The sequence below is a fragment of the Streptomyces sp. NPDC006296 genome (assembly GCF_040613235.1).
Lineage (GTDB): Bacteria > Actinomycetota > Actinomycetes > Streptomycetales > Streptomycetaceae > Streptomyces.
This window is the reverse complement of sequence record NZ_JBEXRT010000038.1, coordinates 45,239-70,996: the sequence shown is the minus strand read 5'-3', so window position 1 is coordinate 70,996 and position 25,758 is coordinate 45,239. Positions and strand designations below refer to the sequence as shown.

The window sequence follows — 25,758 nt, the reverse complement described above, 5'->3', positions numbered from 1 at the left end:
TGTTCAGGTCGACCCCCTCCGGGGACAGCAGCGCGTCGGCCTGCACCCGGTCCGGGGGGGGCCGCCCCCCCGGGGGCCCACGGCCCGTTCACCGGTCCTGCGGGGCCGGTGTCACGGCCTCAGCGTGCCCGGGTTCCGCTGGAGTTCGTCGTCCCGCCGGTCCAGGCGCGCGTCGAACGCCGCGAGGGGCTTCGCCTTCGCCGGGTCGGCCTCGACGGCGGCGGGCGCGACGCCGGCCCAGCGGAGGATCGCCGCGGTGGCCCGGGCCTTCTCGTCGGCCGCGAGACCGGCGACCTTGGAGCCGTGGTTGCCGCCGGGGACGGTGTAGACGTAGCTGTCCTTGGCTCCCCGGCCGAGGCGGAACGGTTCGGCACCCCACGGGTCGTTCTCGCCGTAGACGTACATCATGTGCCGGGCGTTGTTCCTGACCCAGGTGTCCACGTCGCGCATGGCCGAGGGCTGGAACTTCATCGGGATCGACCGCGGCACGAAGGTGCGCGGCGGCTGGTAGCCGTAGCGGCTGAGGCCGCCGAGCCAGGGCTGCCGGATGTCGGGCGAACCGAGCTGGGTGCCGGCCTGGTAGTAGTACGGCGTGTACGTCTCCAGCCCCTGGTCGGCGTAGGCGGAGAAGCCGGAGATGCCGTCGACGGAGTCCCAGATCTCCTGGTCGGTGGCGTTCGGGGCGTCGGCCGGGACGGAGTCGCAGTCGGCGAGCAGGCTGTACTGCCAGAACGCCCAGACGTAGTCCATGACGACGGCCTCGTACGCCTTGTCGAGCGTGCCGACCGTGTCGAAGGTGTAGCCGTTCTCGGCGGCGTAGGCCGCGAACCTCTCCTCCAGCGGCTCCCGGCGGACGAGGGCCTCGCGCTGGACCCCGTTCAGCCGGTCCCGGCACTCCCGGGTGCCGACCCGGGCGAAGAACCGGTCGTACGCCGAGTCCTCGTCGTTCACCACGTCGTTGGGGGCGACGTAGGCGACGACGCCGTCCATGTCCTTCGGGTAGAAGCGCTCGAAGTAGGTGGCGGTCATGCCGCCCTTGGAACCGCCGGTGGTGAGCCAGTTCTGGGAGTAGATCCTCTTCAGCGCCGTGAAGACCCGGTGCTGGTCGCTGGCGGCCTGCCAGATGTCGAGCTTCGACCAGTCGGCGGGCGCCGGACGGGACGGGGTGAAGTAGCGGTACTCCAGGGACACCTGGTTGCCGTCGACGATCTGCGTCGGCTCACTGCGGCTGGGGTTGGTCGAGACGTTGTAGCCGCTGGTGAAGAAGACCGTGGGCCGGTTCGTGTCCTTGTGCAGCAGGGTGATGCGCTGCTGGAACGTGCCCTTGGACGGGTGCTTGTGGTCGACCGGCTGGGTGTAGTTCAGGACGAAGAAGCGGTACCCGGGGTACGGCTTCTCCTCGACCAGGCTCATCCCCGGGACGGCCAGGATGCGGTCCTTGATGTCCTCGCTGCTGCTCTCGCTGCTGATGCCGCTGCTCTGCTTCGCGGCCGGTTCCGCGGCGGTGGCCGCACCGGCCGAGGCCCCGGTCGCACTCACTGTGCCTATGAGCACCGCGAGCGACAGAACGCCCCTGAGCGCCTTGCGCATGCACCCTCCCCTTGATTCACGACAGTGGCCGTGAACCTAGCGGGGGTCACACCCGTCACGCCAGACCCACTCGCAGGTCAGCACAGGATCCACCCGGTCGAGCCGGAGGAGCCGGCGACGGAGCCCGAGGCGCGGACGCAGCGGTTCAGCGCGTGCACGGTGACCGGGCCCCGGGTTCCGGTCCGGCGGGACGCCCCGCCGGACCGTGGCCCGAACGGGCCTCACACGCCTGCCGGGGTGTCCTCGCCCAGGTCCTCGCCTATGAAGGTGCGCCACAGCCGGGCGTACGCGCCCTCCCTGGCCAGCAGCTCGTCATGGGTGCCGTCCTCGGCGACCCGGCCGCCGTCCATCACCACCACCCGGTCGGCCCGGGCGGCCGTCGTCAGCCGGTGGGCGACCACCAGCGTGGTGCGCCGGCCCGCCAGCCGGTCGGTGGCCTGGTTGACCAGGGCCTCGCTGGCGAGGTCGAGGGAGGCGGTCGCCTCGTCGAGCAGCAGGATGTCGGGGTCGACCAGCTCGGCCCGTGCGAGCGCGATCAGCTGGCGCTGGCCGGCCGAGAGGTTGCGGCCCCGCTCGGCGACCGCGTGGAGGTAGCCGCCGTCCAGCGTGGCGATCATGTCGTGCGCGCCGACCGCCCGGGCCGCCGCCTCCACCTGCGCGTCGGTGGCCTCCGGCAGTCCGTAGGCGATCGCGTCGCGGACGGTCCCCTCGAAGAGGTACGACTCCTGCGGCACGACGCCCAGCCGGTGCCGGTACGCCGTCCTGTCGAGCCGGCGCAGGTCCGTGCCGTCCGCGGTCACCCGCCCGCTCGTCGGGTCGTAGAACCGGGCGACGAGCTTGACCAGGGTGGACTTGCCGGCGCCGGTCTCCCCCACGAAGGCGACCGTCTGGCCGGCCGGGATCCGCAGGTCGATGCCGGTGAGTGCCCGCTCCCCGTCGGTGTAGCCGAAGGACACGTCCTCGAAGGCGATCTCGCCGCGCAGCGACGTCACGTGCCGCGGCTCGTCGTGGTCGGCCGTGGAGGTCGGCTCCCGCAGGAGTTCCTGGATGCGGCCGAGGGAGACGCTCGCCTGCTGGTAGCCGTCGAAGACCTGCGACAGCTGCTGCACGGGCGCGAAGAACAGGTCGATGTAGAGCAGGTAGGCGACCAGCGCGCCGGTGGTCAGGGTGCCGTCGTCGACCCGGCCCGCCCCGACGATCAGCACGGCTGCCGCCGCGGCCGAGGCGAGCAGCTGCACGAACGGGAAGTAGACGGAGATCAGCCACTGCCCGCGCACCCTGGCCCGGCGGTAGTCGTCGCTGCGCGCGGCGAAGCGCGCGGCGCCGTCGTGCTCGCGCCGGAACGCCTGGACGATCCGCAGCCCGGCGACGGACTCCTGGAGGTCGGCGTTGACGACGCTGATGCGTTCACGGGCGAGCTCGTACGCCTCGACGCTCTTGCGGCGGAAGTAGAACGTCCCGACGATCAGCACCGGCAGCGTCGCGAAGACGACCAGGGCCAGCTGCACGTCGAGGACGAGGAGCACGACCATGATGCCGAAGAACGTGACGAGGGAGACGAAGGCGGTGACCAGGCCGGTCTGGAGGAACGTCGACAGCGCGTCCACGTCCGTCGTCATCCGGGTCATGATCCGGCCGGTCAGCTCCCGCTCGTAGTAGTCGAGGCCGAGCCGCTGGAGCTGCGCGAAGATCTTGAGGCGCAGCGCGTAGAGCACGCGTTCGCCGGTACGGCCCGTCATCCGGGTCTCGCCGATCTGCGCGGCCCACTGCACGAGCACGGCGAGCAGGCCGAGCCCCGCCGCGGCCCAGACGGCGCCGAGCGCCGCCTTCGTGACGCCGTCGTCGATGCCGTGCCGGATCAGCACGGGCAGCAGCAGGCCCATGCCCGCGTCGACGGCGACCAGTCCCAGGCTCACCAGCAGTGCGGCCCCGAAGCCGTGCAGCAGCCTGCGCAGACCGTACGACCGCTCCGGGCGCACCGCGCTCGCCTCGTCGACCGCGGGCACGTCGGTGGCCGGCGGCAGCGCGTCGACCTGGGCCAGCAGCTCGGGGGTGGCGGGCATCCCGGCGGCCGCCGGGTCGGGCCGCTCCTCCTTGCGGATCCACAGCCCGGGGGTGACCCCGCGCTCGGCGTCGAACTCCGCGTCGAGCTCGTCCAGGAGCGCGCGGTCGTCCTCCGGTTCCGCCGCGGCCGTCCTGGGCCGGTGCCCGGGAGAGGTGCCGCCCAGTTCGTCGGGGTCGGTGAGCAGCCGGCGGTAGAGCGCCGAGCGGCGCTCCAGCTCCGCGTGCGTGCCGATGTCGGCGAGCCGGCCCCGGTCGAGGACGGCGATGCGGTCGGCCAGGTTCAGCGTGGACCTGCGGTGGGCTATCAGCAGGGTCGTACGGCCCTCCATGACCCGGGCCAGCACCTCGTGGATCTCGTGTTCGACCCGGGCGTCGACGGCGGAGGTGGCGTCGTCGAGGAGCAGCAGACGGGGATCGGTGAGGAGGGCGCGGGCCAGGGCCACGCGCTGGCGCTGGCCGCCGGAGAGGGTGAGCCCGTGCTCCCCGACCTTGGTGTCGTACCGCTCGGGCAGCTCCGAGATGAAGCCGTGCGCCTGGGCGGCCCGCGCGGCCGCCTCGATCTGCTCCTGGGTGGCGTCGGGGTGTCCGTACGCGATGTTGGCGCCGACGGACTCGGAGAACAGGAAGCTGTCCTCCGGTACGAGTCCGATGGCGGCCCGCAGCGAGTCCTGGGTGAGCTCACGGACGTCGTGGCCGCCGACCAGGACGGCGCCGTGCGAGACGTCGTAGAAGCGGGGCAGCAGGAGCGAGACGGTGGACTTGCCGCTGCCGGAGGCGCCGACGACGGCGACCGTCTCGCCCGGCTCGATGGTCAGGGAGAACCCGTCCAGGACCGGACGGTCCCCCGCTCCGCCGTCGCCGTCGCCGTCGCCGGGGGAGGCGGCGCGCGACGAGGTGTAGCTGAAGCGGACGTCGTCGAACTCCACGCTCGCGGGCGCGTCGGCCGGGAGCGCCCTGGTGCCGTCGGCCATGGACGGCTCGGTGTCGATCAGCTCCAGGACGCGCTCCACACCGGCCCGGGCCTGCTGGCCGACGGTGAGGACCATGGCGAGCATCCGGACGGGGCCGACGAGCTGGGCGAGGTAGGTGGAGAAGGCGACGAAGGTGCCGAGGGTGATCTCCCCCCGGGTGGCGAGCCAGCCGCCGAGCGCCAGCATCGCGACCTGGCCGAGCGCGGGGACCGCCTGGAGCGCCGGGGTGTAGCGGGAGTTCAGCCGGATGGTGCGCAGCCGGCCCGCGAAGAGCTTGCGGCTGACCTCGCGGAGCTTGCCGGTCTCCTGCTCCTCCTGGCCGAAGCCCTTGACGACCCGGACCCCGGAGACGGCTCCGTCGACCACTCCGGCGACTGCGGCGGCCTGGCTCTGGGCGTACCAGGTGGCGGGGAACAGGCGGGCCCTGGAACGGCGGGCGATGACCCACAGGGCGGGGGCGACGGCGAGGGCGACCAGGGTCAGGGGCAGCGAGAGCCACGCCATGATCACCAGGGAGATGAGGAAGAGCAGGATGTTCCCGATGGTCATCGGGAGCATGAACAGCAGCCCCTGGATCAGCTGGAGGTCGCTGGTGGCCCGCCCGACGATCTGCCCGGTGGACAGCTCGTCCTGCCGCTTCGCGTCGAGCCGGGTGAGGGTGCCGTACATCTCGGTCCGCAGGTCGTGCTGGACGTCCAGGGCGAGCCGGCCGCCGTAGTAGCGGCGGACGAAGGTCGCGATGTAGACGAGGACGGCCGCTCCCAGGAGGAGGCCGGTCCAGACGCCGAGCGAGCGGGTGTGGCTGCCGACGACGTCGTCGATGATCACCTTGGTGATCAGCGGGACGAGGGCCATCACGCCCATGCCCGCCAGCGAGGATCCGAGCGCCAGGACGACGTTGCGCCGGTACCGCCAGGCGTACCCGGTCAGCCTCCGGCCCCAGCCCTGCTCCGGGGCGCCCCGCTCGTGGGCGCCCTGTGTCTCCGCGCCCTGTTTCTCCGCGCCCGCCACCCGTGCCTCCTGATCTCGCCGCGTCGCCGTCCTGCCGCGTCGCCGCGCCTGGCCTGTCGCAACTCCCCAACGCGGCCAGGAGCGGATTTCATCCTTCCGCAACAATGCGGGCCGAGGACGGAGCCGGAGCGGCCCCCGGCCCGGAGGCCGCGGGCGACCCGTCCGGGCGGCTTTCCCCCGGGGGCGGGACCTCGGGGCAGGGGCCTCGGGGGCGGGACACCGGGGCTGCGGACGCCGGGGCCGCGGCCCCGCAGGAGGCAGCAGGAGGCAGCAGGAGGGGCCGCAGGAGGCCGCAGGAGGAGCGGCCGGCCACCGGCCGAGCCACCCTCCGCCCTCCGCCCTCCGCCCTCCCGCCACAGGAGCGTCGGCGCCTACGGCTGCGTCGGTCCCTACAGGTGCGTCGGCGCGAACATCCTGAGCAGGGCGGGGAGCACCACCACCGACGGGCCGGGGGCCGCGAGGGCCGTGCCGAGGTCGGCGGCCAGGGACTCCGGCGACGTACGGACCGCGGGGACGCCGAAGGACTCGGCGAGGGCGACGAAGTCCGGGCGGGAGAGTTCGGTCGCGGTGGCCTCGCCGAAGGTGTCCGTCATGTACTCGCGCAGGATGCCGTAGCCCCCGTCGTCGACGATCAGCCAGGTGACGGGCAGGTCGTACTGCCGCGCGGTGGCCAGTTCCGCGATCGAGTACATCGCGCCGCCGTCACCGGAGACCGCGAGGACCGGCCGGGTGCGGTCGGCGGCGGCTGCGCCGAGTGCGGCCGGGAAGCCGTAGCCGAGACCGCCCGCACCCTGCGCCGAGTGCATGGTGTTGGGGTGGCGGGCGTCGAAGGCGGACCAGGCCCAGTAGGCCAGGATCGTCATGTCCCAGAAGCTGGGTGACGTGTCGGGCAGCGCCTCGCGGACGGAGGCGAGCAGCTGCTGCTCCAGGGTGAGGTCCTGCGCCGCGATGCGGTCGTGGACCCGCTCCAGCAGGACGCGCACCCGCTCGGCCGCCGCGGGGTCCTCGCGGGGCTCCACCGCCTCCAGGAGGTCGGCGAGTGCCTCCCGGGCGTCGGAGTGGATACCGAGCGCGGGGTGGTTGGACTCCAGCTTCCCGGCGTCGGCCTCGATCTGGATCATCCGGCCGCGCGGGGCGAACGTGTGGTAGTTCGAGGAGAGCTCGCCGAGCCCGGATCCGACGACCAGCAGGACGTCCGCGTCCTCCAGGAGGTCCGTGGTGTGCCGGTCCTCCAGCCAGGAGCGGAGCGAGAGCGGGTGTTCCCAGGGGAAGGCGCCCTTGCCGCCGAAGGTGGTGACGACCGGGGCGTGCAGTTTCTCCGCGAGGGCGCGCAGCTTGCCGGCCGCGTCGGCCCGGACCACCCCGCCGCCCGCGATGATCACGGGCCGTTCGGCGTTCGAGAGCAGGTGGGCCGCCGCGAGGGTGAGCTCCGGGCGCGGGTACAGCTCGCGCGGGGTGGCGTCCAGCGCGCTGACGACGGGCAGGACCGTCGCGGCGAGCAGCACGTCCTGCGGGATCTCCACCCAGACCGGGCCGTGCGGGGCGGTCAGCGCGGACTCCCAGGCGGCGGCGATCGCGGAGGGGATCTGCGAGGCGGTGCGCACGGTGTGCACGGACTTCACGATGTCGCGGAAGGACGCCTTCTGGTCGCGGAGCTCGTGCAGATAGCCGTGGCGTCCGCCGCCGAGCCCGGCGACGGGGATCTGGCTGGAGATCGCCAGCACGGGTGCCGACGCGGCGGCCGCCTCCTGGAGCGCGGCCAGCGAGGTCAGGGCTCCGGGGCCGGTGGAGAGCAGCAGCGGCGCCACCTCACCGGTGATCCGGCCGTAGGCGTCGGCGGCGAAGCCCGCGTTGTTCTCGACGCGCAGCCCGACGTACGCGAGGGAGGAGCGGCGCAGCGCGTCGAACATGCCGAGCGCGTGCTGGCCGGGCAGCCCGAAGACGGTGGTGGCGCCGAGGCCCTGGAGGGTCTCGACGACCAGGTCGCCGCCGTTGCGGCCGGCCGGGGGCCGCAGGGCCGCCTCCGCCTGCGCGGCGGTGAGCCGGGGCCGGTCGTCGTGGTCGTGACTCACTGGGTGCGGCCCTCCGCGATCTGGCGGGACATGATCGTCGTCAGCTCGTACGCCGTGTGCGAGGCGGCGACGGACGTGATCTCCGCGTGATCGTACGCCGGGGCGACCTCGACCAGGTCGGCCGAGACCAGGTGGCAGGAGGAGAGCCCGCGCAGGATCTCCAGGAGTTCGCGCGAGGTGAGGCCGCCGGCCTCGGGGGTGCCGGTGCCGGGGGCGTGCGCCGGGTCGAGCACGTCGATGTCGATGGAGATGTAGAGCGGCCGGTCGCCGATCCGCTGCCGCAGCTGGTCGGCGATCTCGTCGACCCCGCGCCGCATGACGTCGGCCGAGGTGACGATGCCGAAGCCCATCTTGGCGTCGTCGGTGAGGTCCTGCTTGCCGTACAGCGGGCCCCGGGTGCCGACGTGGGACAGCGCCTCGGTGTCGAGGATGCCCTCCTCGACGGCGCGGCGGAACGGGGTGCCGTGGGTGTACTCGGCGCCGAAGTAGGTGTCCCAGGTGTCCAGGTGGGCGTCGAAGTGGAGCAGGGCGACGGGCCCGTGCTTCTTGGCGACGGAACGCAGCAGGGGCAGCGCGATGGTGTGGTCGCCGCCGAGCGTCATCAGCCGGGCGCCGGTGGACAGCAGGTCGTCGGCGGCGGCCTCGACGGTCTCGACGGCCTCGTTGATGTCGAAGGGGTTCGCCGCGATGTCACCCGCGTCGGCGACCTGGGCGAGAGCGAAGGGCGAGGCGTCCTGCGCCGGGTTGTAGGGGCGCAGGAGGCGGGAGGCCTCCCGGATGGCGTTGCCGCCGAAGCGGGCGCCCGGGCGGTAGGACACTCCGGTGTCGAAGGGCACGCCGACGACGGCGACGTCGGCGGAGCCGACCTCGTCGAGCCGTGGCAGCCGGGCGAACGTCGCGGGCCCGGCGTACCGCGGGATGCGGGAGGAGTCGACGGGGCCGCGCGGCGTCTCGTTGCTGCTCATGGGCGGGGTGCCTTTCGTTCGGGCCGTGCGCGCCGTGTGGGCGTCCGTACGGTGCGGAGGGAGTCAGGGGCTTCCGGATGCCGCCCGGGGTGGCCGGGCGGTGTCCGGTGCCGGACGACCGGGCCGGGGGTGGGTGGCCGGGCTGTCGGGCGGGCTGGAGCCGGTGGCCGGGGTGGGTGACCGGCCGGGCTGTCGGGCTGTCGGGCTGTCGGGCTGTCGGGCTGTCGGGCTGTCGGGCTGTCGGGCCCAGGATGCGGGATGCGGGGTGGACGGGTCCGGGGCGGACGGCCGGGCAAGCCCGGTCGACCGCTCAGACGGTGACCGGGTCCGGGGTGGCCGGGTCCTCCTCGGTGCCGCGTCCCGCGAGCCGCTCGCGCCAGGCGGTGAGCACCGCCGGGTCGGTCGGCTTCGTGGCCAGCGAGACGACGACGTACACCGCGAGGGAGGCGAGCAGCCCGTAGTAGACGGGCTCGTTGGCGAGGATCCCGTATCCCGCCATCAGTCCGATGACGGCGGTGCCGCCGACGGCCACGGCGGCGAGCGCGCCCGCCGCGGTGCCCCGGCGCCAGAGGAGTCCGCCGAGGATCGGTACCAGCAGCCCGCCGACCAGCAGGTTGTAGGCGACGGTCAGGGCCTCGACGACGTTGTTCAGTGCGATGGCGATCACGATGACGGCGACCCCCATGAGCAGGATGAACACGCGGTTGCCCTTCACCTCGTCCCGCTCACCGCCTCCGCTCTCCCCGGAGACCGCGCCCCGCAGCCGCGACCAGATGTCGTTGTTCGCCACGGTCGCGCAGGCGATGAGCGCGCCGGAGGAGGTGGACATCACCGCGGCGAGCGCGGCGGCCAGGACCAGGCCGCGCACCCCGACCGGCAGTTCGTCCTTCACGATCGTCGCGAACGCCGCGTCGGCGCTGGGCAGCTTCGGGTACATCACCTTGGCTGCGGTGCCGATGACGGCGCCGGCGATGGCGTACACCAGGCAGTAGGTGCCGGCGACGGTCCCGCCCCAGCGGGCCGTGCCGTCGCTGCGGGCGGTGAACACCCGCTGCCAGATGTCCTGGCCGATCAGCATGCCGAAGGTGTAGATCAGGACGTACGTGAAGATCGTCTCGCCGCCGATGCCCAGCGGGTCGAAGTACTCGGTGGGCAGCTTCGCCTTCATCTCGCTGAAGCCGCCGGCCTTGACGACGGCGATCGGCAGGAGGAGCAGCAGGACGCCGATCGTCTTGACGACGAACTGCACCATGTCGGTGATCGTGATCGACCACATGCCGCCGAGCGTCGAGTACGCGACGACGATCGTGCCGCCCAGGATGATCGCGACGGTCCGGTTCACGTCGAACAGCACGTCGAAGATCGTGGCGTAGGCGATGGTCGAGGTGACCGCGAGCATCAGCGTGTACGCCCACATGACGACACCGGAGATGACCCCGGCCCGGCCCCCGTAGCGCAGGTCGAGCATCTCGGAGACGGTGTAGACCTTCAGGCGGGCGATGCGGGCCGAGAAGAAGACGGACAGGGCGAGCAGCCCGAGGCCGATGGTGAAGACCATCCAGGCGCCGGAGAGTCCGTACTGGTAGCCGAGGCCCACCCCGCCGATCGTCGAGGCGCCGCCGAGGACGATGGCGGCCATGGTCCCGGAGTACATCCAGGGGCCGAGCCGCCGCCCGGCGACCAGGAACTCGCTCTTGGACCGGGCGCGGCGCATGCCCCACCAGCCCATGGCGAGCATGCCGGCCAGGTAGACCACGATCACCGCGTAGTCGACAGCCATGGGCTCTCTCCGTCTCGTTCGCACTCGGGGTGGGGTGTGGTGGGGAAGACGGTAGGTGGCCGGAAGCCGACGCTGAAGTGTACTTTTCATCCATCCTCACCCCTCGAAGTGGAGGGATCGTCCATGCCGGACTCCCCCGCCGGGCCGCCCACCCCGCCGATCCCGCTGTCCGAGCTGCTGGCCCGGCAGGAACTCGGCCTGCGCCGGATCGCCGGCCCGGACCACGCGGACCTGCTGTGGGTGCACACCTCGGAGATGGCCGACCCGTATCCGTACCTGCTCGGGGGTGAGCTGCTGCTGACGGCCGGGGTGCAGCTCGCGGACGCGGACACCTATGTCGCCCGGCTCGTCCAGGCGGGGGCCTCGGCGCTCGGCTTCGGGGTGGCGCCGGTGTACGACACCGTCCCGGCGGCCCTGGTGGAGGCGTGCGAACGGCACGGCCTGCCGCTGGTCGAGGTGCCGCCCGAGACCCGTTTCACCGCGATCGCCCGCGCGGTGTGGCGGCTCATGGCGGAGGCGCGCCACCGTGAGCTGCACCGGGTCACCCGGGCGCAGCAGGCCCTCGCGACGGCGGCGGCCCGCCCCGCCCCGGTGCCCGCGGTGCTGCGGCAGCTCGCCGTGCAGCTGGACGGCCGGGTCGCCCTCCTCGCGGCGGACGGCGGGGTGCTGCACGCGGCGGGCGGGCGCCCGGCACCGGACGTGCGGACGGCACTGGCCCGGCTGGCCCGGGTGGTGGCACCGGCGGACCCGCCCGGGACGCCGGCCGCCCCCTCCCGGGGGCCGAGCCCGGCGTCCGCGACCGACACCCGGGGCGGCACCCATCTGTTCGCGTACGCGCTCGGCGGCGGTCAGGGGCTCGCCCTCACCCTGGCCACGTCCCGCCGCGACTCCGGCGACCACACCGTCGCGGGGATCGCCGTCGTGCTGCTGTCCCTGCTCACCGCCCCGCACCAGGGCGCGGACGCGGCGGGCCGTTCGGCCGCCCTCGTCCGGCTGCTCCTGGGCGCGGCCCCGTCGGACGTGGCGCCGCTGCTGGGCGACGGGGACCCCTGGACCGTGGTCCACGCCCGCCGGGCCGACGGCACCCCGGCCGACCCGCTGACCGCCGGGGCGCTCGGGGCGGCCCTGGGCTCGGCGCTGTCGGAGGCGGACCGCGACACCGTACGGATCCTGCTGCCGGGCCGGCACGGGGCGGTGGCCCCGCAGCCCGGCTGGACCCTCGGGGTCTCCGGCCCCGCCCCGGTGACCGCCCTGCGGGACGCCGACGCCCAGGCGTCCCGCGCCCTGGGCCACGCCGAGGCGACCCGCACCCCGCTGACCACCCACCGCCCCGGCGCCGGGGGCCTGGCCGAACTGATCCCGGCCGACCGCGCCGAGGCCCACGCCCGCACCCTGCTGGCCCCCCTCACCGGGACCCTGGCCGAGACCCTGCGCTGCTGGCTGAGCCTCCACGGCAGCTGGGACCGCACCGCGGTCGCGCTCTCGGTCCACCGCAACACCGTCCGCCAGCGCATCGGCCGGTGCGCGGCACTGCTCGGCACGGACCTGGACGACATGGACGTACGGACGGAGTTGTGGTTCGCGCTGCGGGCCCGCACGCCCTGAATCCGCCCCTGCGATGTACTCCGCGCCGACGTGTGGCCTATCTTTCAGGGCGACCGACTGACGCTACGGACGACGGAGGCGGCGGACGACCAATGGCACGGGATTACGACAGCCAACTACTGGAGTCGGTGGGGGTGCGCCGGCGCAGAATGCGCGACGCTCTGCTCTTCGGCGCCCAGCGCGCACGACGGACCGCCGACGAACGGCTCGGAAAGGTATTCGCGGGAATCGCCATCGCGGCCGTGATGTGCGCCGGTTGCGTCGGATGGTCCTTCCTCCAGCACACGCTGGACAAGCAGAAGGCCGAGCAGGAAAAGCAACAGCGCCAGGCACAGCAGTACGACCGTGCCGCCCGGATCGGGGATGCGGAAGTCCCGGCACAATCCACGATCATTACCAAGTGACTTCCGCGACACGGAAATAGAGAAGGCCGATAGCGCGGATATGCCCCATTGACCCCGAAATCTCTCGCAGTCGTAATGATAGGTTTCCCCAAGTGGCGAGCACAGCAATGACGACCCGGGCCGAACTGAGCCGGGTGACCCTGATCGGCGAGCGGCGCCGCGCCGACATCGTTCTGCCCTCGGACACCCCGATCGGGCAATTGCTCCCGGACATTCTGCAGTTGCTCGACGACCGGGTCGCCGCACGTCCGCTGACCCGGCAGTTGCTGACGTCCGACGGCTCCGCGCTGCCGCACGACAGCACCCTGGCGTCCGCCGGTGTGACCGACGGCGCGGTGCTTCGGCTGGTCAGGAGCCACTCCGCTCCCCCCGCCCCCGTGGTGCACGACGTCACCGACCACGTGGCCGACGACCTGGGCCTGCGGGCCTGGCGCTGGCATCCCGCCGCGCGCAGGAGCAGCGCGGGGGTGGCGGCCGTCGCGTTCGCGGTGATCGCGGCACTGCTCGCCCGTCGTGAGTTCGCCCTCGACGTCCTGGCCGGGGCGCTCGCCTCGGTCGCGCTCGTGCTGCTCGCGGCCGGTGCACTCGTCATGAAGGCCGGGCAGGGCAACCGGGGGCTGGCGACGGCCCTGCTGGTCCTCTCCGGCGGACTCGGCGTGCTCTCCGCGTGGACCGCCGCCGACGCCTACGCCTGGCCGGGCACCGTGCGTCTCGCCGCCGTCGCGGGTTCCCTGGTGCTGACGCTCGTGATGCTCGGCTTCTTCTCCCCGCTCGGCCGGGGCGGGCTGATCGGCGCGGTGACCACGGCGGTGCTCACCGTCGTGTGGGAGGCCGTCGCCGCCGTCCAGGGCGATCCGGCTCGGCTGGGCGCCGTCATGGCGGTCTTCTCGCTGGTCCTGCTCGGGATGCTCCCGAGGCTGGCTCTGATGGCCTCGGGGCTCACCGCGCTCGACGACCGGCGCTCGGGCGGTGTCTCGGTCAGCCGTCACGAGGTGGGCGGCGCGCTCGCGGCCACGCACCGCGGGCTGGCCCTCGCCACCCTGGCCACCGCGGTCTCGGCGGCCGCGGGCGGCTGGCTGATCACCCTGGCCGAGAGGCCGACGCCGTGGACCGTGGTGCTGGCCACGGTCGTCGCGGTGGTCCTCCTCTCCCGTGCCCGGGCCTTCCCCCTGATCGCCGAGGTGGTGGCGCTCTTCACCGCGGCGGCCGTCCTCGTCGTACGCCTGGTCATGCTCTGGATGCAGCACGCCGGGGGCGCAGCGCCGATCGCCGTGCTGTGCGCGGCGGCGCTGCTGCCGCTGCTGGTGCTGGCCGTGCAGCCACCGGAGCACGTACGGATCCGGCTGCGCCGCATGGCCGACCTGGTCGAATCCATCGGCATGGTGGGGCTGTTCCCGCTCGCCGTAGGCGTGTTCGGCGTGTTCGGACAGCTGCTCAACAAGTTCTGAGTCGACAGGCGACGCCCCGGGAGGGGCAGCACGGCGGAGGGGGACGGACGGTCATGCCGAACGCGGACAACTGGCAGGGTGACGTGCTGCGCGATCTGGGCGGCGCCGCTCGGCAGCAGGGCCGGGCGCCCGTGCCGCAGCAGGCCCCCGGGTCCGGTGGGGACCCGCTGCCCGCCGACACCCCGTCCCACGCTCCCGGTGCACCCGCGCGCCCCCGGAGCCAGGAGCAGCGCACCAGCGCCGCGCACGCCGGGCGGGCGGGGCGGTCCCGCAGCGCCCCCGACTCCCGGCCCGTGGTGGAGGCGGAGCTTGCCGCGACCTCGCGGAAGGCCCGGCACGGCGAGTCGTGGGCGGCCCGTGCCACGCGCGGTGTCCGCAGGCTCCTCTCCTCGTCGGCCGCCCGCGAGGTCTCCGAGATCACCCGCACCGCCGAGATGCTCCAGCAGCCCGTGACGACCGGCCGGCAGATCGCCGTCACCTCCATCAGGGGCGGTGCGGGCAAGTCGACCGTCGCCGCACTGCTCGGCACCACGTACGCGCACTACCGGCAGGATCCGGTGCTCCTCGTCGAGGCCGACCCGGCGCTCGGCTCCCTGCCCCTGCGCCTCGGTGCCGAGGCGCTGCGCTGGACCACCGGCGACCTGGCGGACATCGTCGAACCGCAGATGTCCCTGCTCGACGTCACCGGCTATCTCGTCCAGCTCCCCGACAACGCCTGGCTGCTGCCCGGCAGTCAGGGGCGGATCGGCGCGATGCTGGACGCCAGGGCCTACGAGCGGGTGATGGTCTCCCTGCGCCGCTACTTCGGTGTGACGGTCGTCGACTGCGAGACCCTGCCCGCCGAGGTCGCCCGGGTCGCGCTCTCCGCGTCCCAGGCCCGTGTGCTGGCCTCTCCCGCCACGCTGGAGGGCCTCACGAGCACGTACAACGTGCTGACGTGGATGAAGGGACTGCCCCGGCATGTGATCGAGGGCACCGTCGTCGCCGTCACCGCGCAGGTGCCGCACACGGGCATCGACCTCGACCGGGCGGCACAGCGGCTGGAGTCCACCGGCGCCCGGGTCACGGTCCTCCCGTACGACCGGCACCTGGCGGCGGGCGGCGCCATCGACACCGGACTGCTGGCCCGCCCGACACGGCTGGCCGCGACACAGCTCGCGGCGGACGTCTTCCAGCTCTCCCAGAAGCGCCGCTGATCCATGCCGAGCCCGACCGTGAGTGACGGACGCCCATGAGCACCCGCCTGATACACCGCCCGGCCAGGACCACCCGGCCGCCCGCCGACAGTCCCGCGCGCACCATCGAGGCACCGCCCAACCTCCCGGAGGGGAAGGCGGGCAACATCGCGATGTCGCTGCTGCCCGTCGCCGGGGTCATGTCGTCCGTCGTCATGATGACGGTCGTCCGCAACAGCCAGTTCGCCGCACTCGGCGCGATCATCCTCGTCGTCACGGTCCTGGGCTCCCTCGCGCTGCTCTTCTCCCAGCGCGGCAAGGCCCAGCGCACCCGGCGCACCCAGCGCGAGGCCTACCTCGCCTACGTGGAGGACCTGCGGGAGGAACTCTCCGCCGAGGAGCGCGCACGCCGTGAGCGCGCCGACGTGCTGAACCCGCCGCCGCACGCCCTCTACGACATCGTGCGCGATCCCGCACGTCTCTGGGAGCGGCGGCGCGTCGACACGGATTTCCTGCGCGTCCGGGTCGGCACCGGTGAGATGCCCGTGCGCGACCTGCAGATCGCCGATCAGGGATCGTCGGTCCTCACCCCGCCGGACCTGTTCATGCTGAACGAGGCGTCGGCCCTGATGAGCCGCTTCCGCACCGGCACCGAACTCCCGCTCACCGTCCCCCTCGACCGGGTGGGCAACATCAGCGTCATCGGTCCCCGCGAGGACTGCCTGCGCGTGGCCCGCGCCCTGCTGGTGCAGGCCGCCGCGACGCACGCTCCGGACGACGTGGCGATGGCGCTCGCCGTGCCCGGCGAGCGCATCGCCGACTGGGAGTGGGCGAAGTGGCTGCCGCACCTGCTGGACGCCGAACAGCTCGACGGCCCGGTCGCCGCCCGGCGGACAGCGCCCTCCACGCCCCAGCTGGCCCGGCGGCTCGGCCCGGAACTGCGCCGCCGTGCGTCCTACGCGGCCGAGGTGCGCCGGGGACTGGCCGGCCAGGACGCCCTGTCCATGTCGTCCCGGCTCCTGGTCGTGGCCGACGGACACGGGGAGGACGCGGTCGACCTGCCGCGCCCCGACGACGCGGTCGGCCTCCGGGAGATGGGCGTCACCGTCCTGCACCTGCTGGAGCAGCGCGTCCAGGAACCCGGGGACGTCGGTATCAGGCTCACCGTCGAGGGATCCGAGGTGCTCATCGAGGACCTGCGCGGAGCGGAACCGGTCAGCGCCCACGGCACGGTGGACGAGGTGGGTGTCCCGTTCGCCGAGAGCCTGGCCCGGATGCTGTCGCCGCTGCGCCTCTCCGCCGAGTCGCTCGTCGACGCGCCCCTGTCCGGCCCGGTGGACTTCGCCGGGCTGCTCGGGATCGACGACGTGGCACGCCTCGACCTGGCGCGCCTCTGGGCACCGCGCGGCGAACGCGCCTTCCTGCGTGTGCCGATCGGTGTCAGCGACGCGCGCGAACCGGTGCTGCTGGACCTCAAGGAGTCCTCCGAGCTCGGCATGGGTCCGCACGGCCTGTGTGTCGGGGCCACCGGGTCCGGCAAGTCGGAGCTGCTGCGCACCCTCGTGCTCGCCCTGGTGACCACGCATCCGCCGGAGGACCTCGCCCTGGTCCTCATCGACTACAAGGGCGGCGCGACCTTCGCGCCGTTCGCCGAACTGCCGCACGTCGCGGGTGTCATCACCAACCTGGAGAACCAGGCGGGCCTGGTGGAGCGGGTCCACGCCTCCCTGGCCGGTGAGGTGAAGCGCCGCCAGCAGGCGCTGAAGGACGCCGGGAATGTCGCCGACATCGGCGACTACGCCGCGCTGCGCGCCGAGAGGCGCCCCGACCTGGAACCGCTGCCCCACCTGTTCGTCGTCATCGACGAGTTCGGCGAACTCCTCACCGCCAAGCCCGACTTCATCGACCTCTTCCTCTCCATCGGCCGCATCGGGCGCTCCATCGGCGTGCACCTGCTGCTGTCCAGCCAGCGCATCGAGGGAGGCAGGCTCAAGGGCCTGGACACCTACCTCTCCTACCGGCTCGGCCTGCGGACCTTCTCCGCCGACGAGTCGCGCACGGTCCTGGACACCACGGACGCCTTCCACCTGCCGCCGCTGCCCGGTTTCGGCTACCTCAAGGTCGACACGAGTCATTACGCGCGCTTCAAGGCCAGCTACGTGTCGGGGGGTTACCGGGGTCCCGTCGAGCGGGCCGGCGAGGAGGACACCGGACCGCTCGCCCTCCCCTACGAGGCGTTCAACACCCTGTCCGCACCCGACGGTTCCGGTCTCCAGGAGCCCTCGTCGCGCCGCCGGGAGACCGGGCCGACCGAGATGGGTGTCGTCGTCGGGCAGCTGGAGGGCGCGGCCGCGCCGGTGCGGAGCATCTGGCTGCCGCCGCTGCCCGGCGCGATCACCCTGGACAAGGTCGCGGGCCCGCTGGACGCCGGGCCGCGCGGTATGCAGCTCGCCAAGCGGCGCGGGCCGCTCCAGGTGCCGCTCGGTCTGCTCGACGACCCGACGAAGCAGTGGCAGGGCCAGTGGTACCTGGACCTCACGGTGGCGGGCGGCCATGTCGCCGTCATCGGCGGTCCGCAGTCCGGCAAGACGACGCTCCTGCGCACGCTGGTCCTCTCACTCGCGCTGACCCACACCCCCCGGGAAGTGGGCGTCTACGGCCTCGACCTGGTCGGGGGCGGCCTCCAGGCGCTGGCGGGCCTGCCGCATGTCGGCGGGGTCGCGGGCCGTGCGGACCGTGAACGCGCCGGGCGCACGGTCGAGGAGGTGCGGAACATGCTCGGCACACGCGAGCACCTCTTCCGGGAGCACGGCATCGACTCCGTCGAGCAACTGCGCACCCTGCACGCGGCGGGGCGGCTGCCCTCGCTCGCCTCCGCCGAGATCGTGCTCGTCGTCGACGGGTTCGGCGCGCTGCGCGACGACTTCGAGGACCTGGACGAGGCGGTCGTCGACATCCTCAAGCGCGGCGGCGGCTACGGCATCCACGTCGTCGCGGGCATGCTGCGCTGGAACGACGTGCGCATCGCCTCCCAGTCGGCCTTCGGCACCCGTGTCGAGCTGCGGCTGAACGACCCCGGCGAGTCGAGCGTCGACCGCAAGCTCTCCGCGACCCTGTCGCCCGACGAGCACGGCCGTGTGCTCACCGACGGCAAGCTCTTCGCGCAGGCGGCGCTGCCGCGCACGGACGGCCTGGCCGACACCACCGGCCTGGGCGCCGTCCTGGAGCGCACGTCCCGTACGGTCCGGGCCGCGTGGAGCGGGGAGGTGGCGCAGCCGGTGCGCGTGCTGCCGTCCGTCCTGGAGCCGCATCTTCTGCCGGGTCCGGTGACCGAACCCCACCGGGTGCCGATCGGCCTCGACCAGACGGCCCTCGATCCGGTCCTGCTCGATCTGTTCGGCCATGACCAGCACCTGCTCGTCATGGGAGACAGCGAGTGCGGGAAGACGAACCTCCTCAAGAGCGTCGCCGCAGGCCTGATCGACCGCTACGGCGAGGACGAGCTGGTGTTCGCCGTCATGGACCCGCGGCGCAGCCTCCGCGGGACGATCCCCGAGGAGTACCGGGGCGGCTACGCGTACAACGCCAAGCTGTGCGCAGGTCTCTCGGCCGGGATCGCCACCGAGCTGGAGAGGCGGCTGCCGGACGAGGACACGGGCATCGAGGAGCTGGAGCCGGGCAGTTGGGGTGGCGGGCCGCGGATCGTGGTCCTGATCGACGACTACGACGTGCTGACGACGGCCGGCCTGTCGCCGCTCTCCCCGTTCCTGCCGTACATCCCCTCCGCCGTCGACATCGGTCTCCACTTCGTCCTGACCCGGCGGGTCGCGGGCGCCTCGCGGGGCATGTACGAGCCCCTGGTGCAGGGCCTGCGCGAGTCGGGGGCCTCGGCCGTCGTCATGGACGGTGACCGCAGCGAGGGCCAGCTCTTCCCCGGTGTGTACGCGAGCAGGCAGCCCGCGGGCCGCGGTGTGCTCGTGCGCAGGGGACAGCCGAACCGCCTGATCCAGACGGTCCACACACCCGAATGACAGCCGGCACACCGCCACGGACGGCGCAGCCACGGACCACGAAGGACCGGACGACTCCATGACCAAGGACGTCATCGCCCTCACCACCCGCATGCCCGACCCGTGGACCGTGCTCGTGGGGCTGCTCTCCGGAGGCCCCGACAAGCTGGTCGGCACCCACGGCGACGGTGCCGTCGTGCAGCTCTGCGACCCGGAGGGCCGCCCCCTGGTGTCCGTGGAGGCACCGCTGCTGGTCCAGGTGCCGGGTGAGGCGGAGCGCCTTCTCGGGGCCGCGGCACCGCCTGTCCCGTTCTGGTGGACGGAGGCCCGTGCCACCACCGGTGTCGCCGAGGCGGAGCAGCTCGCGGGCACGTTCGCCGCCCGGCTCGCCCACCTCGCCGGAGGCTCCGCCTGGCCCCCGGAGGCCGCCGGCTCGCTCGCCGTGGTGGACACCGGTGGGGTGAGCGTCGCCCCGGTCCCGGCGGCGGCGGTACCCGCCGTCGACGTACTCACGGAGAAGGTCGCCGTCGTCATCCAGGACCGCCCGGTGGTCGCCCTGACGGCGTGGCTGGCGGACGCCTACCGGGCCGCCGTGGAAGCCGGCCTGGGGCTCCAGGTCGTCGCACCGCCCGGGACCACGCTCTCCCCCGCCGCACGCCACATGCTCGGTACCTGGCCGTCCCGCTGGGTCGTCCAGGACGAGCGGGACGGCTACTACGACGGGTTGTCGGGAGCCGTGCTGCGCTGGCAGGACGGCCTGTTCGCGCCGGTCGAGGGGCCCGGCGCGACGGTCGACGAGCCGAACACCCCGGTCGCCACGTCGTACGGGGAGGTGTCGGACACCGGCGAACGGCAGCTGGCGCTGACGTTCCGCTCCATCCACCCCGCCGATGACCGGCTGGTGCTCGGCGGCGGTCTGGAGTCGGTGTGGCGCGAGCTCACCGGCGCGCCCCCGGCGGGCTGGGGGACGGCCGAGCCCGTGAACCTGCCCTGGTCACCTCAGCGCCTCACCGATCTCGCCTTCGAGCGGTCCCCCCGGCCGACGTTGGCCGTGGTCGTCGGCGACCGGGACAGGCCCGGGCTCGCCACCCTGCGCGTCACCCGCACGACGGCGGGCGTCGAGGAGGAGGTGACCCTGGCGTTCGGCTACGGAGCCGACGAGGAGCTGCCGCTGGACGCGCTGCCCCGTGCCGCCGAGGTCCTCGCCACCCGCCACCGGCTCCAGTCGATGCTCGTACAGGTCCGCGGAGCCCGTCGGGATCTCGCGGTGCCGCCGCGTTTCGAAGGGCCCGGCGTCCCGCTGGCCTTCGTCCTGGGCGCCGACGAGGTCCGCGGGCTGCCGGGCGACCGTGCCCGGCGTACTCCCCTGCCCGCGAAGCCCGTTCGGCTGGGCCCGGCGGCCCGTCCCGCGTGGTACTACCCGTTGCCGGGTGACCCGTCGGACCTGTCCGGCTGGCAGGACTACGAGCGGCTGATGCGGCATCTGAAGGGTGCCTGAAGAAGGCTGCCGCGGGAGCGCACCGGCCGGAATGTATTGGCATGGTCACAGTGACCGGATAGCCGATTGCATCGGCGATGTCCGGGTTGATAGACATGGTTGTTCGTACGATTGTTCAGCCTGACGGGGGAATCTGATGAAGTTCGATATGGGGGCATCGGTTCTGACGAACCTGATGTCACGTTCCTCGGAGTCGAGCACCGATCTGGGCACGCTGATCAATCAGCTGATCCAGGCCGCGCAGCCGCTGGAGGGCAAGTTCAACGGCGCGGGCAAGGTGGCGTTCGACTCGTTCAAGACGCGTTCGGACGAGATCACCGCAGCGCTGAACGGTTCGCTGGCCGCACTGCTCGGCGGGCAGTCGGGGATGGACGCCGCGTTCGGCGAGGGTGATCAGGAGCAAAACGAGAACGCGAAGACGCTGATGGCTTCGGCGAACTTCGACGCCGCCCGCTTCTCTGGTCGCGGCTGACCTTCCCGCTTTCTCCTTTCACGATCTTTCAACGGCTTCGGATCTCATTCCACGGGGAGTAATCGGTTATGGCGACGGACAGTGACCGCCGTTCGTACGACACGGGTGCGTCGAACGAGGCGCAGGGCAACATCCAGGCGGTGATCGCCCGGCTGGAGCAGGTGATCGCCGCGCGGGACGCACAGGTGAAGGCGGCGATGCTGGACTTCGCGGCCGACGGGGTGGCGGACGAGTACCACGGCAAGGAACTGCGCTGGAACAAGGCCTCGAACGAGGTCAGGAACATCGTCCAGCTGCTGCGGACGACGCTGGAGAAGAACGACGGCACCGCGCAGCAGACGCTCTCGCGGGCGAAGGCCGCGGTCGACAACATCGGCTGACGCGCTGCGTGCACGGACCGGGAGGAACGTTCCCCCCGGTCCGTGCGAGGCAGTGGAGCGGGTCGGTGGTACATCGGTGGTACGGGGGTGGGGCTTTCATGACGGCGTGGGACATCAAGCCGCAGGGGGTACAGGGCCAGTTGAAGGTCACCGGCACGCATGCGGGTGACCTGGAGAAGGCTCTGAACGCTCTGGTCACGACGATGTCGGAGGCGGCGACGGCGGCGGGGACCGCCGTGCCGGGTTCGGAGGCCTCGGTCCCGCTCCAGGGCCCGGTGCCGGTGGGAGCGGCACCGTTGTCCAAGCCCACGCTGGGACCGGTGGCCTCCGCGCTGAGCCAGTACCTGGAACAGCGCCAGGGCTATCTGAAGTCCATGGCTGAACGTATCCAGGCCGCCGTCCTGGGGGCGGCGAAGGCCACCAACGAATACGTGGCGGGCGACCTGGACGCGGCCAAGCACGCGCAGGACGCGGCCAAGGCCGTGCGGCTGGACCTGCTGCAGGACGCTCCCGGGGGGCGCAAGTGAGCGACGACAAGCCGATACCCCTGGAAGGCATACCGGTCTTCACGGGAAACCTCGCGACACTGGACGTGAAGGTCACCGAGCTGACCTCGGCCGCGGAGACGATCGCGACCACCACCGGTGACGTGCACAGCAGCTTCGGTGGACTCCGGGCCTTCTACCAGGCGCCCGAAGCGGACCAGTTGTTCGCGACCACCAAACCGGTCGAGACCTCCGGGCAGACGCTGAAGTCCGACCTCAAGTCCATCGCCGGGGCACTGGGCACGTATTCGGACGAGGTCTACCCACTGGTCGAGAAGCTCAAGGAGATCAAGCGGGACGCCGGCGCGTTCCTCGTGAAGATCAACGCGGACGACACATGGCGCGAGGACGGCGACCTGGTCGAGGAGAACAACCAGCGCCGCGACGAGATCGCCGAGACCCTGGCGGCGTTCCAGGCGGCGGAGGTCGCCTGCTACAACAAGATCGTCGCGCTGGTCTGCCTCCTGCCCCTGAAGACGAGCGACGGCTCGGACAGCAAGAACCAGTACGGCTACGACGCGGAAACCCTCAAGCACGCCGAGGGCCTCCCCTGGGGCGACCCCGTCGTCGAGTCCGTCCCGGGCTGGCAGGTGTGGGAACACGCCTGGGACTTCACCAAGGGCTTCTTCGTCGACGGAGTCTGGGGCACGATCAAGGGCCTGGGCACCCTGGTCGGTGTCGACGGCTGGGACGCGGCCGGGCAGGCCTGGAAGGGGCTGGCCCAGCTCGCCACCGGTGTCGCGATCAGCCTCAGTCCGGTCACGGCGGTGCAGTACTGGACGGCGAAGGACGAAGACCTCCCCACCTGGCTGCGTGAGTCCCGCACGGCGGTGAAGGAGACCGGCAAGGCGCTGATCGCCTACGACCAGTGGGGCGAGAACCCCTCCCGGGCGGCCGGCGCGGTCACCTTCAACGTCGTCACCACCGTCTTCACCGGCGGCACCGGCGGCGCGGTCGCCGGCGGCGGCAAGGCCGCCCTCGCCGCCAAGGCCCTCTCCGCTGCGGGCAAGGTGGGCCGCTTCGTCGACCCGATGACGTACGTCTTCAAGGGCGCGGGCTTCGGCCTGACCAAGATCGGCGACGTCATGACCGGCCTCAAGGGCCTGGGCACCATCGAGATCCCGCCACTCCCGGACAACGTCTTCACCCTCCCCGAAGGCGCCGTACGCCTGGCCGACGGCACGATCGACCTCCCGGCGGGCGCGGCGATCCCGGAGGGCGCCGTCCGGCTCGCGGACGGCACGGTCAAACTCCCGGAAGGAGTGATCGCCCTCCCGGAAGGCACCCTCAAGAACCCCTTCGACGAAGGCGCCGCCTACGCGGACCGCGCGGGCAACCTCTACGACGAGAGCGGCAACCTCGTCCAACGCGCCGATCAAGCCCGCGTCGAACCCGGCAAAGCCGACTTCGACGCGGACACCCCGGACCACGCCCGGGTGGAGACCCCGGTGCGGCAGCCGGTGCTGGTGGGGGCGGGGGCGCGGGTGGGCGACGAGCTGGGCGATGTCGGCCGGGCTGCGGACGACGCGCAGGGTGGCGAAGCTGTCAACCAAGCGCCCGGCGGCGGTGTCGACAAAAATGGCCTGCCGAGCAACAGCCTTTCCAGCGGTAACGCCGGCGACGGACTGCCCGGTGGGCGAACAGAGACGCCCGGCACAGGTCCTGCGAACAACCAAGACCTGCCCGGCAGCCACGCAGCCGACAATGACCCTACCGGCGACTCCAGGCGCCCCGCGGCACCGAGCACCGGCAGCCTTGACAGCGCAGCCCATACAGGGAACGACGCGATCACTCCGGCTGGCGATAGTGCTGTTACGCCCCAGCCCCTACCGCGTCCTCGCTTCATGCGTGAAGGGCCCAATCCATACGGCCCTCCTGGTTCACTCACCTTGGAGCAGATCGAAGACATCCAGGTTTACCGTGCCAATGAAGAACCAGGCTATTTCGATCACCACTACCGGAAAGACGGCACTCGAAAAAACCTGGAGACCTACGACACGAGCGGGCTCACTCCACCGCAACTCACCCGACTTTCGGAAAATTCCCCCTGGATCCGCGCCAAGGATGCGCCGGCACCGCCCTCTCCCCACTACCTAGATGCCGCTTACGTCAAGGTGAGTGCGGACACCGTCACGAGCGATGCCAGGCTTGCAATTCTTGACGAGGCCGCCCAGAAACGCCATTTCGCCGTGCAATGGGACAACCTTATTACCGACTGGAAAGCGGAAGCCGGAAGGGCTCACGCTAGCCAGCCTACCCACGAATCGGCCGGGCTCTGGGGTGAATCAAAGGGCGCTTACAAGGAATCACACACCGAGATGAGTAAGGCGGCTGAGGCCTTCGGGGAGAAGGTCGCCACACACCACTACATTGCCGAGCGCCACTTGGGCTTCGACCGCCAGCCTCTCCTCGGTCCGAAGAATGGAAATGATCAGTTCGATCAAGTATGGAGACATGACGATGGACGTGTCGTCGTTGTCGAGGCCAAGAGCAGCCCTGGGACAGAGCTCGGTAGGCGCACGCTTTCAAATGGTAGGCAAGTTTCCCAAGGGAGTAGAGAGTACTTCCTTGACATCATGAAAGCTATGTCGAAACGCGGCGAAGACGAAGCCGTTCGTGCTCTGAGGGATGCACTCAGGGACGGAAAGCTGGAATACGTCGTAGTCAAGGGGGAGAAGAACGCGGGCAGGTACACTGGATATCAGTACCGGCGGTTCGACATCACCAAAAGGACTCTTCCGTGATCGAAAATATCACCCGTCACGACATGCCCGGTGGCCCTGATGCCGAAAATTTTGCAGATCGGCTAACCAGGAGCCAAGCAAAGGACATTGATGAGCTTGAAGAGTCAGCAGACCTGATCGACTTCACATTTACAACATCCCTTTTGGCGCTGCACTCCCGTTGCGTCATTGACCCCCGCGCCGCAGCGGTTGAAACATGGGAAGCCGCGGTCAACGCGATGCAGTTGGGATCGGCGCTTTTCGCCGTGACCAGTGCGAGCAATGGGACCGTCGAGTGCCGTATCGATCGAAAGTTGCGGTCCATTCCGGCGCTCGGACCCATGTCAACTGCCGATGCAGGTAACTGGCTGACGGCTTTCTGGCTTGCTGTTATCTGTCGCGAACAGCAGCGGATGACGCAACTTTGCGAGATCCCGTTGGAAACACTTCGGTCACCTGATGGTTCCTACGACGAGTTCGTCTACAACTGGGTAGATGTCCTGCAGACCTACTGGCTGCGGCGCCCGGGACTGGTGGACAAACTAATTGCCACGATCGAGGCGTCGGATCCGTCAGCGACCCGGATCACTCCGCGTGACATGCTGCAAGGTTTGCTTTATCCGCCGATCAACCTCTTTTACCACTTCGTACGCAAGGACGAAGAGGGCTTCAGTCCCGCTCTGGCTGACGCGTTGAAGCTGCACAAGGCTTACTGGACCATGAACGAGGAACGGGATAAGGACATCGACGGAAGTTTCGCTCTGGGTCCGCTCGCCATCGCCTGCCTCGCATACGACGGCGGGTTCACAATCGGAGTCGAATCCGAGTACCTGCCCAAGCACCTCCTCCGGCGCGAATGGCTCGGCGAGTTCCCCACCTGAGTCACGCGAGAGCACGACGAGGTATATGACCGAGGCCTGCAATAGGACCCGAACGATCAGCGTCCGGACCCAGAGGGCCGCGCCCGCATGGAACCCCAGTACAGCAGCCGGTGCTGGTCGGCGCGGGACCACGACACTAAAGCAATATCGGTGACGGCATACGC

At 71.5% G+C, this 25,758-nt stretch carries 16 protein-coding genes; 11 read left to right on the top strand and 5 right to left on the bottom strand.

Annotated elements, in window-relative coordinates; genetic code table 11:
- Positions 1-111: 111 nt before the first annotated feature.
- The 5 genes from ABZ172_RS23785 to ABZ172_RS23765 form a co-directional block, all read right to left on the bottom strand.
- A complete protein-coding gene (locus tag ABZ172_RS23785) occupies positions 112-1,590 on the bottom strand; it encodes a S28 family serine protease (protein ID WP_356886173.1) in 1,479 nt (492 codons plus the stop codon).
- 221 nt (positions 1,591-1,811) lie between these two features.
- Positions 1,812-5,636 carry an ABC transporter ATP-binding protein gene (locus ABZ172_RS23780; RefSeq protein WP_356886171.1) on the bottom strand — a complete coding sequence of 1,275 codons (3,825 nt, stop codon included), beginning with the start codon at positions 5,634-5,636 and terminating at the stop codon, positions 1,812-1,814.
- A 389-nt stretch (positions 5,637-6,025) separates the two neighbouring features.
- Positions 6,026-7,708 carry a thiamine pyrophosphate-binding protein gene (locus tag ABZ172_RS23775; RefSeq protein ID WP_356886169.1) on the bottom strand — a complete coding sequence of 561 codons (1,683 nt, stop codon included), beginning with the start codon at positions 7,706-7,708 and terminating at the stop codon, positions 6,026-6,028.
- Positions 7,705-8,673: an agmatinase gene (gene speB / locus ABZ172_RS23770; RefSeq protein ID WP_356886167.1), complete on the bottom strand. Its 969-nt coding sequence runs from the start codon at positions 8,671-8,673 to the stop codon at positions 7,705-7,707. Before speB ends, ABZ172_RS23775 begins: the two co-directional genes overlap by 4 nt.
- A gap of 310 nt (positions 8,674-8,983) precedes the next feature.
- Complete coding sequence (locus tag ABZ172_RS23765) at positions 8,984-10,453, bottom strand: sodium:solute symporter (RefSeq protein WP_356886165.1); 1,470 nt, start codon at positions 10,451-10,453, stop codon at positions 8,984-8,986.
- A 123-nt stretch (positions 10,454-10,576) separates the two neighbouring features.
- Between ABZ172_RS23765 and ABZ172_RS23760 the strand changes: the two genes are divergently transcribed.
- From ABZ172_RS23760 to ABZ172_RS23710, 11 genes are all read left to right on the top strand, one after another.
- A complete protein-coding gene (locus tag ABZ172_RS23760) occupies positions 10,577-12,058 on the top strand; it encodes a PucR family transcriptional regulator ligand-binding domain-containing protein (protein WP_356886163.1) in 1,482 nt (493 codons plus the stop codon).
- Between the two features lie 92 nt (positions 12,059-12,150).
- Complete coding sequence (locus ABZ172_RS23755) at positions 12,151-12,462, top strand: hypothetical protein (protein WP_356886161.1); 312 nt, start codon at positions 12,151-12,153, stop codon at positions 12,460-12,462.
- Between the two features lie 107 nt (positions 12,463-12,569).
- Positions 12,570-13,910: a type VII secretion integral membrane protein EccD gene (gene eccD / locus ABZ172_RS23750; RefSeq protein ID WP_356886181.1), complete on the top strand. Its 1,341-nt coding sequence runs from the start codon at positions 12,570-12,572 to the stop codon at positions 13,908-13,910.
- Between the two features lie 53 nt (positions 13,911-13,963).
- The gene (locus ABZ172_RS23745) at positions 13,964-15,106 is read left to right on the top strand and encodes a MinD/ParA family protein (RefSeq protein WP_356886159.1); all 1,143 of its coding nucleotides are present in this window, start codon (positions 13,964-13,966) and stop codon (positions 15,104-15,106) included.
- A 35-nt stretch (positions 15,107-15,141) separates the two neighbouring features.
- A complete protein-coding gene (gene eccCa, locus ABZ172_RS23740; RefSeq protein WP_356886157.1) occupies positions 15,142-19,116 on the top strand; it encodes a type VII secretion protein EccCa in 3,975 nt (1,324 codons plus the stop codon).
- 58 nt (positions 19,117-19,174) lie between these two features.
- Positions 19,175-20,593, top strand: coding sequence for a DUF6177 family protein (locus ABZ172_RS23735; protein WP_356886155.1), 1,419 nt, complete (start codon positions 19,175-19,177; stop codon positions 20,591-20,593).
- 136 nt (positions 20,594-20,729) lie between these two features.
- The gene (locus ABZ172_RS23730) at positions 20,730-21,065 is read left to right on the top strand and encodes a hypothetical protein (RefSeq protein WP_356886153.1); all 336 of its coding nucleotides are present in this window, start codon (positions 20,730-20,732) and stop codon (positions 21,063-21,065) included.
- Between the two features lie 68 nt (positions 21,066-21,133).
- On the top strand, positions 21,134-21,445 hold the full coding sequence (locus tag ABZ172_RS23725; protein WP_356886151.1) for a pore-forming ESAT-6 family protein: 312 nt from the start codon (positions 21,134-21,136) through the stop codon (positions 21,443-21,445).
- Positions 21,446-21,543: 98 nt separating this feature from the next.
- The gene (locus tag ABZ172_RS23720; RefSeq protein WP_356886149.1) at positions 21,544-21,972 is read left to right on the top strand and encodes a DUF6507 family protein; all 429 of its coding nucleotides are present in this window, start codon (positions 21,544-21,546) and stop codon (positions 21,970-21,972) included.
- Entirely contained in the window at positions 21,969-24,734 is a 2,766-nt protein-coding gene (locus tag ABZ172_RS23715) for a hypothetical protein (RefSeq protein WP_356886147.1), read from the top strand. Before ABZ172_RS23720 ends, ABZ172_RS23715 begins: the two co-directional genes overlap by 4 nt.
- Positions 24,731-25,594: an immunity 49 family protein gene (locus tag ABZ172_RS23710; RefSeq protein WP_356886145.1), complete on the top strand. Its 864-nt coding sequence runs from the start codon at positions 24,731-24,733 to the stop codon at positions 25,592-25,594. Before ABZ172_RS23715 ends, ABZ172_RS23710 begins: the two co-directional genes overlap by 4 nt.
- The last annotated feature ends 164 nt before the right edge of the window (positions 25,595-25,758 follow it).

Excerpts from the sequence above, each read along its gene's own strand:
- ABZ172_RS23785 (WP_356886173.1), bottom strand. The coding sequence starts at position 1,590 with ATGCGCAAGGCGCTCAGGGGCGTTCTGTCGCTCGCGGTGCTCATAGGC.
- speB (WP_356886167.1), bottom strand. The coding sequence starts at position 8,673 with ATGAGCAGCAACGAGACGCCGCGCGGCCCCGTCGACTCCTCCCGCATC.
- ABZ172_RS23765 (WP_356886165.1), bottom strand. The coding sequence starts at position 10,453 with ATGGCTGTCGACTACGCGGTGATCGTGGTCTACCTGGCCGGCATGCTC.
- ABZ172_RS23760 (WP_356886163.1), top strand. The coding sequence starts at position 10,577 with ATGCCGGACTCCCCCGCCGGGCCGCCCACCCCGCCGATCCCGCTGTCC.
- ABZ172_RS23755 (WP_356886161.1), top strand. The coding sequence starts at position 12,151 with ATGGCACGGGATTACGACAGCCAACTACTGGAGTCGGTGGGGGTGCGC.
- eccD (WP_356886181.1), top strand. The coding sequence starts at position 12,570 with ATGACGACCCGGGCCGAACTGAGCCGGGTGACCCTGATCGGCGAGCGG.
- ABZ172_RS23745 (WP_356886159.1), top strand. The coding sequence starts at position 13,964 with ATGCCGAACGCGGACAACTGGCAGGGTGACGTGCTGCGCGATCTGGGC.
- eccCa (WP_356886157.1), top strand. The coding sequence starts at position 15,142 with ATGAGCACCCGCCTGATACACCGCCCGGCCAGGACCACCCGGCCGCCC.
- ABZ172_RS23735 (WP_356886155.1), top strand. The coding sequence starts at position 19,175 with ATGACCAAGGACGTCATCGCCCTCACCACCCGCATGCCCGACCCGTGG.
- ABZ172_RS23730 (WP_356886153.1), top strand. The coding sequence starts at position 20,730 with ATGAAGTTCGATATGGGGGCATCGGTTCTGACGAACCTGATGTCACGT.
- ABZ172_RS23725 (WP_356886151.1), top strand. The coding sequence starts at position 21,134 with ATGGCGACGGACAGTGACCGCCGTTCGTACGACACGGGTGCGTCGAAC.
- ABZ172_RS23720 (WP_356886149.1), top strand. The coding sequence starts at position 21,544 with ATGACGGCGTGGGACATCAAGCCGCAGGGGGTACAGGGCCAGTTGAAG.